The sequence below is a fragment of the Pseudalkalibacillus berkeleyi genome, from assembly GCF_021608225.1.
GTDB lineage: Bacteria > Bacillota > Bacilli > Bacillales > Fictibacillaceae > Pseudalkalibacillus > Pseudalkalibacillus berkeleyi.
Genome location: NZ_JAKIJS010000001.1, coordinates 131,731 through 147,141, shown reverse-complemented (window position 1 = coordinate 147,141; position 15,411 = coordinate 131,731). Strand labels below are relative to the sequence as shown.

Here is a 15,411-nt window from a genome sequence, read left to right as displayed (position 1 = left end):
ACTTTTATACTAAATGCACGATAAAGTCTTAGTTTTGCACGATAAAATTGCTGTTTTGCACGATAAAATCGCAATCTTGCACGATAAAATTGCAGTCTTGCACGATAAAATCGCAATCTTGCACGATAAATGCGATTTGATGATGGCTTGAACATACTTTTTCTATAAAATAAGGGTGACTCGAAAAAGTTCTTTCGGGTCACCCTCTTTATTACGCTCATCCTACTGGTTGAGCGTCTTTTTTCTGTTGTTTGTTTGGCGGGATGTGTATGGCTGTTCCAGTCATGCTTTCTAGCGCTTCGAGCCATCCTTCATTAAAGCTCGGGTGAGGATAGAATGGATACAGGATATCTTCATCACGTGCTGCCATTTCGAGGGCAGTCACACCGGATGAAATCATCTCGACTGCACCTTGACCGATCATATGGACTCCTAGTAACAAGTCCGTTTTACTGTCTTTAACAATCTTGACTAATCCTTCTTTTTTCCCTTTAATACCGGCAAAGCCGTTCCCTGACATAGAGAATTGTCCAGTCGTCACCTCAAACCCTTCAGCCACAGCTTCATCTTCTGAAAGCCCTGCGTAAGCAATCGGTGTAGACGTATGAACGACTGTCGGGATGTATCGCAGATTTAATTCGCTGATTTGGCCAGCACAATGTTCTGCAGCAACTTTACCTTGCTTAATGGCTTTTACCGCGAGCGACTGACCGATCGTAACATCTCCAACCGCATAGATCCCTTTTGTACTCGTTTCACTATTTTCATTAACGACAAGGAATCCCTCTTCATCCGTTTCAAGTTTAAAAGGCTCTAACCCAATGTCTTTCGTGTTCGGCCTGAAACCTGTAGAAACAAGGAGGTGTGACCCTTCAACGGTCAACTTCTCTCCATCTTTTAACACGTGTAAGGTCACGTTGTTTTTCTCTGCCTCAACAGATTCAAGCGAACATTCTTTGATTACTTTTACTTTGGATTTCTTCAATACACGGTTTAGTTCTTTATTGATTTCTGTATCGAATCCAAAATCTGATTCGGCATCAAGTACTAATGTCACTTTCGCACCTAGAGCATTGAAGCTTGTCGCTGCTTCTAAAGCAATATAGTCAGAACCATAAATGACAAGATGTTCCGGAACATCTTCAATGGCATAAATATCTTGTGCACTATAAACACGATCCGTACTTAATTCAACACTTTCAGGGACAAATGGTTTCGCCCCAGTAGCAACGATCGCTTTTTCGTACTTATACATTTCGAATGTGTCACCAGTTTCAATTCCGATACGGTTGCCTGTCATAAAGGACGCCGAACCATTGATGACTTCAATTTTGTTCGCTTTACAAAGGGCTTGTACGCCTTTTTGTAACCCTGTAACGGTTTGGTCCATATACTTCTGGTGCTGAGCCATATTAAAGTTGGGTTCTCCTGCTTCAATCCCGAGTTGCTGCATATGCTTCCAATCAGAAAGTTTTTCAGCTGTATGTGCGAAAAGCTTGGATGGGATACACCCTTTACTTAAACAGACTCCACCGAGCTCACCTTTTTCAACTAGCGTCACTTCTAAACCTAGTTGAGCTGCACGAATTGCAGCGTTATAACCACCTGGACCTCCACCTACGATGATTAGTTCGCGCTCTTGAATCACTTCGCCAACTACCATTTATATCAGCTCCAATGTCATTGCTGCAGGGTTTTCGATATAGTGCATGAACCTGTTTGTAAATGCAACAGCCGTTGCACCGTCAGCAACTCGGTGATCGAACGTCATTGATACGTTCATGATTGAGCGAATCACAATCTCATCATTAATGACGACTGGCATTTTCTTCGTTTTATGGAAAGCCATCAATCCGACCTCAGGATGGTTGATAATCGGTGTTGCACCTGTGCTACCAAGTGGACCTACATTACTAATCGTAAATGTGCCACCCTTCATGTCCGATGGCTTCAACTTGTTTGTCTTTGCTTTTTGAATTAATTCTTTCATCTCTCGATTGATGGTTGCAATCGATTTTTGCTCTACATTTTTTACAACCGGAACGATTAAACCATCATCAGCATCTGTTGCAAGACCCATGTTCACTTCGCCTTCTAAACGAATGACTTCATTTTCTTCATCTAATTTAGCATTGAAAATTGGATAATCTCGCATTGCAAGCTGAATGGCTTTTACGAAAAACGCTGCGAGTGAAACGTTCATACCTTTAGATCCATCTGGGTCTGCATCTTTTAGTGACTTTTTCAAATCTAATAGATTCGTTAAATCTACTTCATCAAAATGTGACACATGTGGGATCGTATACAGTGATTGCGTCATCTTCTGTGCAATTTGTTTACGGCGACCTTTAAATGGTATTTCACTAGCTTCGACCTTAGGATGAACAGCTTGTGGAACTGGTGTAGTGCTCGCTTCTTCAGATACAGACTCAGCGTCAGTTTGAATTTGTCCCCCGTTCATATATTGATAGACATCCTCTTCGGTGACGCGTCCTCCTGGTCCTGAACCATTTACCTGCTCAATATCTACTTGATTTTCCCGTGCTATTTTTCTTGTATATGGAGCGGCTAACACTCTTCGTGTTAATCTCGTCATCGTTTGAACAGCATTACTAGATTGTTCTTTCTTTTCTTTTGGAGAATCTTGTTTTGGTCGATTCTCTCCAGTCTCTTTATTAGATGGTGTTTCAGTTGTACTGCCTTCTTTCTCAATTAAAATAATCGTGGTACCGACAGTAACGACATCGCCTTCTGACGCAAGGATTTCTTTAACCGTACCTGCAACCGGCGATGGAAGTTCAGCAGTAACTTTGTCTGTTTGGACTTCAACGAGGGGCTGATCGATTTTCACTGAATCTCCTGGAGAAACATGAAAGTGCGTAATCTCCCCTTCGGTAATCCCTTCACCTATGTCATGGAGCTTTACTTCATTCATTGTTTTCCTCCTATCTTAGAAACGAATGGTTTCCATAATCGCATGCTTGACTCGATTCGCATCTGGTAAATAATCATCTTCAATTGCACACATCGGAACTGGCGTATCATGCCCTGTCACACGTTTAATTGGAGAACGCATGTGTAGGAATGAAGTATCGTTGATCAGTGAGACGACATCGTTTCCGACTCCACCTGTACCCGGTGCTTCGTGTACGATGACAGCACGGCCTGTTTTTTGCACAGACTCTGAAATCAAATCTCGGTCCATTGGGTACAATGTACGAAGATCGAGCACGTCACATTTCACGCCTTCTTCTTCCTCTATTTCTTTGGCTGCTTTTTTGATAACGTCTACCATTGCACCCCAAGCAATCAATGTGACGTCTTCACCTTCTTGTAGGCGTGCGCCTTTACCTATTTCAACTGTATATTTTTCTTCAGGGACTTCTAGTTTGTGCGAGCGATAACAACGCATCGGTTCAAGGAACAACACAGGATCAGGATCTTCAATACTTGCAATCAGGAGACCTTTTGCATCATATGCGTTTGAAGGAATGACAACCTTAATACCTGGCATATGCGTGAATAGGGCTTCCACACTGTCAGAATGAATTTCAGGTGCTCTTACACCTGCTCCGAATGGCGCACGAATAACCATTGGTACGGTAAAATGTCCAAGCGTACGTGACCGAATACGAGAAGCATGCGTCATGATTTGGTTAAAAGCTGGATAGATAAATCCGAGAAACTGCATTTCAGCAATTGGACGGAAGCCATTCATCGCAAGTCCGATTGACGTCCCGATAATCCCTGATTCGGCAAGCGGTGTATCGATCACTCGTTTATCTCCGAATTCAGCTTCAAGACCGTCAGTAGCTCGGAAAACGCCTCCGTTCTTACCAACATCTTCACCAAGTACAAGCACGTCATCGTGTTCACGCATCATCGTTGCCATTGCATCCGTGATCGCTTGTACCATTGTCAGTTTCTGCGTTTTAACTGCTGTACTCATTACACTTCCTCCTTTTCACGTGCCTTGAACGTATCAAGCTGGTCTTGAACAGACCAAGTCGGCTTCTTAAATACATGCGTAAACATATCAGTCGGTTCTGCAGGACCGAATGCTTCCATATCTTCAACTGCTTGTTCAATTTCCTTCGTAATCTCTTCTTCTACTTTCGTTTTCCATGCTTCTTCAAAGTATCCTTTGTTTTTCAAATATCGTTCTAGACGAAGTAAAGGGTCTGTCGTTTCACGTCTACGTTTACTTTCCTCTTGGTCGCGATATTTACTCGGATCATCAGCAGTCGTATGTGCTCCGTATCGGTATGTCACCGCTTCGATCAATGTCGGACCATTTCCTTGACGAGCATTTTCCATCGCCTTTTTCGTTTCAAAGTAAACGACAAAAATATCGTTTCCGTCTACACGGACGCCAGGTATGTCATAGGCAACCGCTTTTTGCGCGATCGTCTTTGACTTCATTTGTTTTTCCATAGGTACAGAAATTGCGAATCCATTGTTTTGGTTGAAAAATACCACCGGTGCATTGTAAACGCTCGCAAAATTGAGACCTTCATGGAAGTCTCCTTCTGAAGTTGCTCCGTCTCCGAAATAGACGATTGAACCACGATCCGTTCCTTTCAGCTGTTCAGCCCATGCTGTTCCCGTTGCATGTAAGAGTTGAGAAGCAATCGGAACTGCCGGTGGGAAAATGTTCTTTCCTTCTGGTGGGACACATCCCATCGGATACCCTTTCCAGTACAAAAATAGATTACGTGCTGAATGTCCATACGTTAACGTTGCCGCATGATCTCTGTATGTTGGAAACATCCAGTCCCCTTCTTCAAGGACAAGCGAGCTCCCAACTTGAGCAGCTTCCTGTCCTTCAAATGGTACATACGTGCCTATACGTCCCTGGCGTTGTAAGTTCACACTTTTACGATCAAACATTCTCGCTCTTAACATCTTGATATAAAGTTCTTTCGTCAATTCCTCTGTCATTTGGCTTTCATATTCAGAGTTTACAACGACTCCATCTTCATTTAAGATTTGTTTCATCGGAAATTGCGTTTCCATTTACTATTCCCCCTTAGTTACGTACGTTCCATTTAGGTCGTTTATCATGACTGAAGAAACTGTTTCGCTTACGTCTACTTTCAATACGGTCATTACAGAATTGATTTGCAGCTTCTGCTGTTGAAATTGAGTTTTCATTAGACTGTGTATAAATCTCCATAAGCGTGTCATAAATCGCTCTTGTCTTTGCTAATACACGTGCTTTATTCGGCGTATACAGCTCGTCAGCAACCTGGATAAGCCCACCCGCATTGACGATGTAATCAGGTGCGTACAAAATGCCTCTCTCCTGAAGGAACTTACCGTGCTCATCTCTCAACAGTTGGTTATTTGCGGACCCGACAACTGCCTTCACTTTGAGGTGCTCGATCGTTTCGTCATTAATGACTCCACCTAGTGCACAAGGAACGAAGACATCTGCTGGTACACTGTATATTTCATCGCCTTCAACAACCTTGATATTACCTTTCAAGCCTTCAGCTTGATCGGCAATTTGGCGAATGGCTTTTTCATTGATATCTGTTACATAAATGTCTGCGCCGGATTCTAAGAGCTGTAGGGCTACTTTATAACCGACTTTCCCTAGTCCTTGGATAGAATACGTTTTTCCATTTAAGTCCTCAGATCCAAACAGAACGTTATTCGTCGCTTTCAACCCGTATAGAACACCTTCAGCAGTCGGAATAGATGAATCACCGTTTCCACCATACTCTTCCGGTACGCCGACAATACAGTTCGTTTCTTTAAGCGCATGGACGAAGTCATTAGGCGTCGTTCCCATATCAGTCCCTGTGTAAAAACGACCATTCAACGACTCAACAAATTGTCCGAATGCACGGAACATTTCAGGTGTACGGTCTGTTAATGGATCACCGATGATCACTGATTTCCCTCCACCAAAATCAACATCTGCAGCTGCACATTTATATGTCATTCCCTTGGATAGACGTAGGACATCCTCAATCGCTTCATCAGTTGTTTTATACGGTCTCATACGACAACCGCCAAGCGCAGGTCCAAGTGTCGTATTATGTATCGCGATGATTGCCTTTAACCCCGTATGTTCATCATTACAAAACAGTAATTGCTCGTGTCCATTAATCCGTTCAAACATGATGTCATCCCCCAATACTAGTAATCTTTCAAACATTCAAACAAATTAGCGCAAACCAAACCACAAAGCCTATTAAGATCGCAAAAGCTGACTCGATAAATAATAGGTAAACGCTTTCATACACCTTCTAAAAAAAAACACTATACTTTCATTGATTCAATTTTCTCTTGGATCATTTGTTTAGGTAAAATATATTGTGTGACTTCACCTTCGCCAACCTTTTCCTTTTCGTTTCGAACTTCAAGGTCACAAATGACTGCTTTCCCTTTGACTTCTCTTAAGGTCGCAATGACCGAAATCTCGCTATCAGCTGGTGTAGGGTTGAGGTGCTTTGCTGAGACTCCGCCACCGATTCCTTCTTCATGTTCTTCTAAGAAAGGTAAGATAATCTGACGAGCAGCCCATTCCATATGATAAACCATCGATACTGTCGAATATGCTGGATGGACGATATTTCCTTCGAATTGTGCAAACATATCAGGCGTTACTTTTACCTGAATTGTAGCTTGTTGTCCAACTTCCATACCTGGCTTCATTCTTCCCGCCTCCTATACTTCGATATGTACGATTTATAATAGATATTATCCATATTACATATGACGTTTATTTAACGATATAATATCATTTTGTTAAATAAAAAGCAATGTAGTGTCGATTCATGTTTAGAGGTTAAACTCTTACTCCTTAAGGGTTTTTTCCATAAAAAAATGACTCGAATATATGCGTCGAGTCATTTCATGTTGGAATATGAATTTTGTTATGATCGTGGATATTCTTGTGAAAGTGGGTGTAACATAATTTCGTCAACAACCATATGCTTAGCTGCTGAAGCCATATAACAAACCGCTTCTGCAATGTCATCGACCTTCAACCAATCTTCCTTATGTGTTTCACCTTGGTTAGAATCTGCAAAATACGTATCAATTGCTCCTGGGTTTACTGTTCCCATTCGAATGCCGTATTCCTGCACTTCTTGAGCAACAGACCCGATGAAGCCTTGTACAGCATATTTCGTAGCTGTGTAAGCTGATCCATTTGGTATTGCTCTTCTTCCTACATCAGAAGAAATCGTTATGATCGTTCCTGATTTGTTCTCTTTCATAGACGGAAGTACTTCTCTTGTTGTAAGAAAGACACCTTTCGTATTGACAGAGAATACTTTGTCCCATTCTTCTGTAGTCGTTTCTTCAACTGTCTTAAAGAACCCAACTCCAGCGTTATTGACGAGTATATCAATCTTCCCATAATGATCTAAAGTTTTCTTAAATGCTTCTTTCACTTGATGTTCATCAGAAACATCTGCTTGAAGACTGAGTACTTCTCCACCATTTTCGTTTAACTCTTTAGATGTCTCGTGAATTTGCTCGGATGATCCGATTATCGCAAGTTTGACGCCCTCTGCCATCAGACGAGTTGCGATAGCTTTCCCCGCACCTCTTGATGCACCGGTAACGACTGCTACTTTTTCATTAAGCATAATTTGTTCCCCTTTCCGATCATGCATATTCTAGATGTACCCCATTATTGTACTACAAACCCACTTAAACATTCGAATTGAAGCAATTAATTGAAGGTGTAGCGCATTTATTTGTTTTCTGGTCGCTAAACACGCAAGATATAACTTCATTCATAGGAGTTTCGTTTCCGCTTGTGGAAGATTCGCTTCTACTTGTGGAACTTCTGCCTTCACTTGTGGAACTTTCGCTTCTGCTTGTGGAACTTCTGCCTTCACTTGTGGAACTTTTGATTGGACTTGAGGAATTCAAATCTATTTTACTACGAAAAAATAGAGCAGCCGAATGAGCTGCTCTTTTCCACTTCAATCTATCCTCCGAATACACCAAGTGCATCCAAGAATACGATGAGAATTAATACTGGGACGAAATATTTCAAGATGAGTAGCCATAATGCTAAAAACTTCTTGCCACGACTACTACCATCCGTCAATTCTGCAATCAGTACTTCACGCTTCATTTTCAAAGGTACAAAGATTGAAATTAATAGTGCACCAATCGGAAGCATGATGTTACTGACTAAGTAGTCCAGTAAATCAAAGATCGTTTTATCGAATAAAGTAACATCAGCTAGTAGACCATTAGACAATGCAGAAGGTATACCGACAACAAAGATGGTTAAGCCGACAATCCAAGCTGCTTTAGATCTACGTTCACCAGAATTTTTAGATACAGACGCAACAATAATCTCAAGCAACGAAAATGCTGAAGTTAAGGTCGCAAACAAGAATAATGCCAAGAACACAACAAAGAAAATCATTCCGCCAGGCATTTCAGCAAAGACCGAAGGCAGTACAATGAATAGTAAGCCTGGTCCTTCTGTTGGTTCAAATCCTAGCGAAAACACAGCTGGGAAGATGGCTAATCCTGCAAGTACTGTAATAAAAATGTTCATGAAAACAATCGATGCTGCTGATCTCGTTAGACTCTCTGTTTTTGAAAGATAAGAACTGTACGTTACCATTACAGATACACCTAGACTTAGAGAGAAGAAAGATTGCCCTAGTGCGAACAAGACGCCTTCAGACGTTAACTTCGAAAAGTCTGGTTGTAAGAAGAAACGTACCCCTTCCATCGCACCGTCTAGCGTTAAAGAACGTGCAATTAACACGATGAATAGGACGAATAATGCTGGCATCATCCACTTACTTGCTTTTTCAATTCCAGCCTTTACCCCTTTTGATACAACAAAAATGGTTAGAAGAATAAATGCAAGTTGAGAACCAACCGCAGTCCAAGGATTTGAAATGATCGTGCCAAAGAGTTGTTCGTAATTATCCACGCTTGAAACGTATCCGGTTATACTCGCACCGAAGTATAGTAAAATCCAACCACCGATTACACTATAAAAGGATAATAGAATGAATGCTGTGAACACACCGATTCGGCCAATGAAAGACCACCCTGGTGCAATTGAACGATATGCTGAGATCGCCTCTTTCTGTGTGCTTCTACCAATAACGAATTCAGCAAGTAACAATGGAAATCCGACAAGTAATGTAAAAAGTAAGAATACGAGAAAGAAAGCTCCTCCACCGCTAGTACCAGCTACATAAGGGAATTTCCAGATTGCGCCGAGTCCGATTGCAGAACCGGCCGCTGCCAGTATGAATGTAAGTTTTGACGTCCATTGTTCCTGTTGTGCCATAAGTACCTCCACTTTTCTCTATGAATGACTGTATTAATAATTAGTTGTAACAAAAAAGCTTCTAAGAAACAAGAGGAAATTTTTTCGCACCAAAGCTTTTAAGCACTAAAGTGAAATTCTTTTTACAAATTTCGTTCTATCAAAGTAAGCGACTGTTTCGCCTCCTTCATCATTCTATTGAGCAGTTCTTCTACAGTAGGGATATCCTTAATTAATCCAGCAATTTGACCAGAGTTAATAAAGCCTCGCTCAAAGTCTCCCTCTACTGCACCTATTCTGTGATAGTCCTCTGTCGTTTTATTTGCAAAGGTTTGTAGGTCAGCACCTTCCACTTCATCCTTTAATAGCTCCTGTGCATATGGAGTTTTGAGTAATCTACGGATTTTTCCGTATGTACGACCGACAATCATCGTGTCTGTATCCGTAGCTTCGATCAGCTTATACTTGTAATTTTCATGGAATGCACCCTCTTGAGTAGCAATAAATCTTGTCCCCATTTGGACGCCTGATGCACCGAGGGCCATCACTGCAGCTAGTCCTTTTCCATCACCTATGCCACCTGCAGCGATAACAGGAATATTGACGGCACGAACGACTTGAGGCACTAAAGTCATCGTTGTCGATTCTTCAGTTGCATTAATCCCTGCTGCTTCATACCCTTCCGTAACGATAAGGTCGGCTCCCGCTTGTTCAGCTTTCATAGCATGCTTGACTGAAGCTACTACACAAATAACGGTGACACCTTTTTCTTTGAATTTTGGGATAAAAGGCGCTGGGTTGCCCGCAGATAAAACAACGACAGGAATTTTATGTTCAAAAATGAGCATTGCCGTTTCCTTAACTGCAGGTGAAACACTGAGTGGGATGTTGATCGCGAAAGGCTGATCCGTCAGCGCTTTCGTGTCTTTAATCAATGTCTCGATTTCATCAGGCAGCATTGTACCGATACCAAGTGTACCTAATCCTCCTGCTTCAGATATAGCTGCTGTTAGGGGGGCGTTGGATACATTCCCCATTCCCCCCTGAATAATTGGATATTTAATGTTTAATGCTTTTGTGACTTGATTCATGATACATACTCCTTTCTACCTGAACCTTTGTTTCAAGATGTTCAATTATCTTGAGAAGTGTTGCGATTCCGTCATATGTTATACTTTAGTAAACGTTTTCAAGGAGGTATTCTATGCTTTATCCGTATAACGGTAAAATTCCGAAGGTCGATGATTCCGTCTTTATCGCTCCAGGCGTACATATTATCGGTGACGTCACAATCGGCAAAAATTCCAGTGTCTGGTTTAACACAGTTGTCCGTGGGGACGAAGCACCGATCATCATCGGTGAGCGCTGTAACATCCAAGATAATTCTACGTGTCACTTATACGAAGAGTATCCCCTCATACTAGAAGATGAGGTATCCATCGGGCATAACGTCATCCTTCATGGATGCACAATTCGAAAAGGTGCATTAATTGGTATGGGGGCAACAGTACTTGACGGAGCTGAAATTGGTGAGTCTGCCTTTATTGGCGCAAACACGCTTATTCCTCCAGGTAAAAAAATTCCGCCACGAACGATGGTTATGGGCTCACCTGGAAAAGTAATTAGAGAATTAACAGATGAAGACTTAGAACTCATCCAATTAACAATCGATACGTACGAACAAAAAGGAAAAGAATTTAAAGCAAACTTGGTGAAATCAAGCGCAAGCGCTGATTGAACCCTAGTTGCACTTATACTTGTTTCCTACACTTTTCACCAACGTCGATTTACAACTAGCTGAAAAGTGATATAGATCAAGTGTAAAGCAAACTTAGCTTCAGCCAAGCGCTAAGCGCAGGTTGAACCCTAGTTCCTCGAAAAAGCAAACTTTTTCTTCGTGCGATGCTAATTCTCACGGAGCAACCAGCTTGTGCACTTATACTTGTATCCTGCACTTTTCAACCACGTCGACATCTCTTCTCGATGAAAAGTTATCCAATCAAGTATAAAGAAAACTTGACTCAACCAAATCGTTTCAAAGAAAAGGGGCTGTTATTCAGCCCCTTTTTTCTGATTTACTTATTACTCTCAATGATCAATGGATGATTCAATGCATCGTATTTCTTATCTTTGTTCTTCACTTCGTTACCTTCGCTGAATACATCCTCAAAGAATCGACTTGCTGGTTGAGCGAGTGCCTTATAGTAATCACTGAATAGGCTTGCGGCATAGTCTCCTAACCACTTTTTCGGTAAGAGTTGTTCTGGTAATCCTGGATCAACGAACAAGAACTTTCTATATTCATGAACAAGCTTCGTTCGTTCTACGAAACACTCTCCATCGGTCATTTCGCCTTTTTCAATCTTGTTCTTATCCATGACATACTTTTGACTATACGTTTTAATAAAATCTTCATAACGCTCATTGATTTCATTCAAATCCCAGCATTCCTCAACGAGCTTTTCGCTTTTGTGTGGCCCTTTATACTCGGAAACGAAGAAATGTACATAATCTTCTATCTCATATTTTTCAATCATTTTTCTAATTTGTTTTTCCTGTTTATTCGGTGAAATCCAAAAGCTGTTAGATAGTAACCCGAATCCGCTCCAAACAAGTTCTTTCCTTAGCTCATCGCGAATATGGCGTTGTTCTTCAGGGATCGTATATGTGAACATTCTCCATTCGCCGTCCCAAGTTTCCGGTTGGAGTTTAAAGATTCTCTTTGCGGCTTCTTCAATCCTTAAAACCCCTTGTTCAGTTAACCGGTAATAGCTCTTGTTTCCTTTACGCTCAGCAATGACCCAACCTTGTTTGTTCATTCTCGAAATTGCCGCTCGAACAGATTGTTCATTATGACCGAACTCTTTGAGCAATCTAATCAAGCTTCCAATCCAAATGTCATTGCCATAGTGACGAATATAATCACCGTATAATGTAAAAATCATTGATCGCGTGTTCAAACTGTTTTGCATCTTGCTCATCCCTTTTCCGATTCAATCTCAAATTATCTCTATATGATACTAAATATCATGGACCCTCTCAATCTTTAACTGTTTAACGGCGAAAAGGATGACCAACTTGACCCCTTATTCTCCTTTAAATTCTGGTGGACGCTTTTCACCAAACGCAACAAGTGCTTCAACTCTATCTTTCGTTGGGATTGTCACCTCGTATGCCTTCGCTTCTAAGTTCAATCCTGTCTCTAAATCGACATTCATTCCTTGTTTAATCGCATACTTAGCTTGCTTCAAAGCAATTGGACCATTACTTAACATTCTTTCTGCCCATTGCTCTGCTGTTTCAATCAATTTGTCAGAAGATACGACTTCGTTAACGATTCCGTATCGAAGCGCTTCTTCAGAAGAAACTTTTTTCGCTGTCATAATGAGCTCCATCGCTTTTGCTTGTCCGATTAGACGTGGTAGTCGTTGCGTTCCACCAGCACCAGGAATGATCGCCCAACCAAGTTCAGTTAATCCCATTTTTGTATCTTCAACTGCAATGCGGAAATCACAAGCAAGTGCAAGCTCAAATCCGCCACCGAACGCATACCCGTTCATAACGGCAATCGTAGGTTGAGGTAATTTATCAACAGCTGTAAATACGTCTCTGATTTTAGTCACATTACGGCGTACTTCATTTTCAGTCAGCGTTTTTCGTTCTTTCAAGTCTGCGCCAGCACTAAACGCTTTTTCACCTGCACCTGTAAAAATTACAACACGTGCTTCTGGGTTATGATGAATTTCTTCAACTACCTCACCTAAATGCTTCAACGTATCAAAGTTAAAGCAATTCAAAACTTCTGGACGGTTTAATGTAACGTATGCGATGTAATTTTTCACTTCATATAAAATGGATGACATAGCTATTCCTCCTAGGTTGATTAATCGTTGTAGCCTTCGACGATTGCAGCAATTCCTTGTCCGACTCCGATACACATCGTTGCAAGTCCGTATTGTGTTTTTTGCTTGCGCATTTCATGTAATAGTGTCGTTAAAATCCGTGCGCCACTTGCGCCAAGTGGATGACCATAAGCAATCGCTCCACCATTCATGTTGACACGAGATGGATCAAGTTCAAGCTGACGGATGCACTCGAGGGATTGAGAAGCAAAAGCTTCGTTTAGTTCAACGAGTCCCAGATCACTTGAAGAAAGACCTGCACGTTTTAATGCTTTTCGGGATGCATGGATTGGACCAAGTCCCATAACTCTTGGCTCTAAACCAGCAGTAGCTGAAGTTACGTATTTTGCCATCGGTTTTAACCCTAATTCATCCGCTTTTTCTTTGCTCATAATCAGGAGTGCCGAAGCACCGTCATTAATTCCAGATGCATTACCTGCAGTTATCGTACCATCTTTAAAGAGCGGCTTTAATGAAGAAAGCTTCTCTAAAGAGCTCGTCGGACGGGGATGCTCGTCTGTATCTACAACGATCTCATTACCTTTCCGGTCCTTGTATGTGACGGGTACGATTTCGTCCTTTAGACGCCCTTCTTCCATAGCGCGTTTTGCTTTCATCTGACTATCGTAGGCAAACTGATCTTGATCCTCACGTGAAATCCCGTAATCTTTTGCAACATTTTCAGCCGTCTCAGGCATACTGTCTGTTCCGAATTTCTCTTTTAAAGCTGGGTTCACAAAGCGCCAACCGATCGTCGTATCAAACATCTCCATATTGCCTCGCGGAAATTCTTTATCAGGTTTCGCCATCACGAATGGTGCGCGGGTCATGCTTTCCGTTCCACCTGCGATAAAAATATCCCCTTCATCAGCCATGACAGCACGAGCTGCGTATGATACTGCATCTAAACCTGATCCGCATAGACGGTTAATTGTCGTACCACCAACTTCTACAGGAAGGTCAGCGAGTAGAGCTGACATTCGTGCGACGTTTCGGTTTTCTTCTCCAGCTCCGTTTGCATTACCAAAAATAACTTCTTCAATTTGCTCTTTCGGAAGATCAGGATTTCGGTCTAATAATGCTTTGATGACGATACTTCCAAGATCATCTGGTCGGATGTTTTTTAGTGCACCTTTATAACGTCCGATCGGTGTTCTGACAGCATCAACGATAACGACTTCACGCATTGTTGCTTCCTCCTTGATCAGTGTAATCGTATACGCCCATGCCTGACTTGCGGCCAATTCGTCCTGCTTTTACATATTTAACAAGCAGTGGACACGGACGATATTTTTCACCAAGTGTCTCATGTAGGTAAGTCAAATTGTTCAATCGTGTATCAAGTCCAACGAGGTCTCCAAGCTCAAATGGTCCCATCGGATAGTTGAGTCCGAGCTTAATCGCCTTATCAATTTCCTCAGCAGATCCGACACCCTCTTGTAGCATGTAAAAGGCTTCATTACCGACGAGTGCACTGATTCTGCTCGTGACAAAACCAGGGAACTCATTGACTGTAACCGTTTCTTTCCCCATTTTTGAAGCGACTTCATTGGCAATCTTCACTGTATCTTCAGAAGTATCTAAACCTTTAATGATTTCAATAAGCGGCATTTTATGTACTGGGTTAAAGAAATGCATGGCAATTACTTTTCCAGGACGATTCGTGAATGCCGCAATTTCCGTTGGGCTCATTGTTGAAGTATTCGTCGCAAAGTAACAATGGTCAGGGGCATGCTGATCGATGGTTTCGAACACATTCTTTTTGATGTTGATATTTTCAGGTACGGCTTCAATAATCATATCTGAATGAGCAGCAGTTTCTTCAAGACTTGATGAATAGCGCATTCTCTCCATGCCAGCGTTTGCATCTTCTTGAGAAATCTTGTCACGCTGGACACCTTTTTCAAAAATGGCATTGATTTCGGTTTTTGCACTAGCGAGCGCTTGCTCGGATATATCCACTAACGTCGTTTGATAGCCACCTACAGCTGAGACGTAAGCGATTCCTCTACCCATGACGCCTGAACCAATGACAGTAATATTCTTAATCATGCTCTTTCCACTCCCTCAAATGAACATATGATCGATAAATCTTTAGTTTTGATCGATAAATCTTTAGTTTTGCACGATAAAATCAGAGTTTTGATCGATAAATCTCCGACTTTGCACGATAAAAGGATTCGAGCTATAAAATTGAAGGCGAGCAGCCTGATAAGGTGCTCGCCTACTTGTCAACTT

14 protein-coding genes are annotated in these 15,411 nt (G+C 41.7%); 1 reads left to right on the top strand and 13 read right to left on the bottom strand.

The genetic code is table 11. The features are described from left to right. Positions 1-217: 217 nt before the first annotated feature. From lpdA to L2716_RS00760, 9 genes are all read right to left on the bottom strand, one after another. Entirely contained in the window at positions 218-1,663 is a 1,446-nt protein-coding gene (gene lpdA / locus L2716_RS00800) for a dihydrolipoyl dehydrogenase (protein WP_236330601.1), read from the bottom strand. Continuing rightward, a complete protein-coding gene (locus tag L2716_RS00795; protein WP_236330599.1) occupies positions 1,664-2,935 on the bottom strand; it encodes a dihydrolipoamide acetyltransferase family protein in 1,272 nt (423 codons plus the stop codon). It abuts the gene before it with no gap. Between the two features lie 15 nt (positions 2,936-2,950). Next, entirely contained in the window at positions 2,951-3,949 is a 999-nt protein-coding gene (locus L2716_RS00790; RefSeq protein ID WP_236330596.1) for an alpha-ketoacid dehydrogenase subunit beta, read from the bottom strand. After that, positions 3,949-5,016 carry a pyruvate dehydrogenase (acetyl-transferring) E1 component subunit alpha gene (gene pdhA / locus L2716_RS00785; protein ID WP_236330594.1) on the bottom strand — a complete coding sequence of 356 codons (1,068 nt, stop codon included), beginning with the start codon at positions 5,014-5,016 and terminating at the stop codon, positions 3,949-3,951. Before pdhA ends, L2716_RS00790 begins: the two co-directional genes overlap by 1 nt. 13 nt (positions 5,017-5,029) lie before the next feature. Further along, positions 5,030-6,130: a Glu/Leu/Phe/Val dehydrogenase dimerization domain-containing protein gene (locus L2716_RS00780; protein ID WP_236330591.1), complete on the bottom strand. Its 1,101-nt coding sequence runs from the start codon at positions 6,128-6,130 to the stop codon at positions 5,030-5,032. Positions 6,131-6,270: 140 nt separating this feature from the next. Next, the gene (locus L2716_RS00775; protein ID WP_236330588.1) at positions 6,271-6,666 is read right to left on the bottom strand and encodes a thioesterase family protein; all 396 of its coding nucleotides are present in this window, start codon (positions 6,664-6,666) and stop codon (positions 6,271-6,273) included. Between the two features lie 221 nt (positions 6,667-6,887). After that, entirely contained in the window at positions 6,888-7,607 is a 720-nt protein-coding gene (locus tag L2716_RS00770; protein ID WP_236330585.1) for an SDR family oxidoreductase, read from the bottom strand. Between the two features lie 347 nt (positions 7,608-7,954). Further along, entirely contained in the window at positions 7,955-9,292 is a 1,338-nt protein-coding gene (locus L2716_RS00765) for a sodium-dependent transporter (protein ID WP_236330582.1), read from the bottom strand. A gap of 122 nt (positions 9,293-9,414) precedes the next feature. Further along, positions 9,415-10,362, bottom strand: coding sequence for an NAD(P)H-dependent flavin oxidoreductase (locus tag L2716_RS00760; RefSeq protein ID WP_236330580.1), 948 nt, complete (start codon positions 10,360-10,362; stop codon positions 9,415-9,417). 113 nt (positions 10,363-10,475) lie between these two features. On the opposite strand from L2716_RS00760, the gene L2716_RS00755 reads away from it, so the two are divergent. Beyond that, entirely contained in the window at positions 10,476-11,009 is a 534-nt protein-coding gene (locus tag L2716_RS00755) for a gamma carbonic anhydrase family protein (RefSeq protein WP_236330577.1), read from the top strand. 337 nt (positions 11,010-11,346) lie between these two features. Here L2716_RS00755 and paaX read toward each other — a convergent pair whose 3' ends face one another. From paaX to L2716_RS00735, 4 genes are all read right to left on the bottom strand, one after another. Then, positions 11,347-12,216, bottom strand: a complete 870-nt coding sequence (gene paaX, locus L2716_RS00750; protein WP_236330574.1) for a phenylacetic acid degradation operon negative regulatory protein PaaX — start codon at positions 12,214-12,216, stop codon at positions 11,347-11,349. Positions 12,217-12,357: 141 nt separating this feature from the next. Continuing rightward, the gene (locus L2716_RS00745) at positions 12,358-13,134 is read right to left on the bottom strand and encodes an enoyl-CoA hydratase-related protein (protein WP_236330571.1); all 777 of its coding nucleotides are present in this window, start codon (positions 13,132-13,134) and stop codon (positions 12,358-12,360) included. Between the two features lie 20 nt (positions 13,135-13,154). Next, positions 13,155-14,360, bottom strand: a complete 1,206-nt coding sequence (locus L2716_RS00740) for an acetyl-CoA C-acyltransferase (protein ID WP_236330567.1) — start codon at positions 14,358-14,360, stop codon at positions 13,155-13,157. Continuing rightward, a complete protein-coding gene (locus tag L2716_RS00735; RefSeq protein WP_236330565.1) occupies positions 14,353-15,225 on the bottom strand; it encodes a 3-hydroxyacyl-CoA dehydrogenase in 873 nt (290 codons plus the stop codon). Before L2716_RS00735 ends, L2716_RS00740 begins: the two co-directional genes overlap by 8 nt. Between the last annotated feature and the right edge of the window lie 186 nt (positions 15,226-15,411).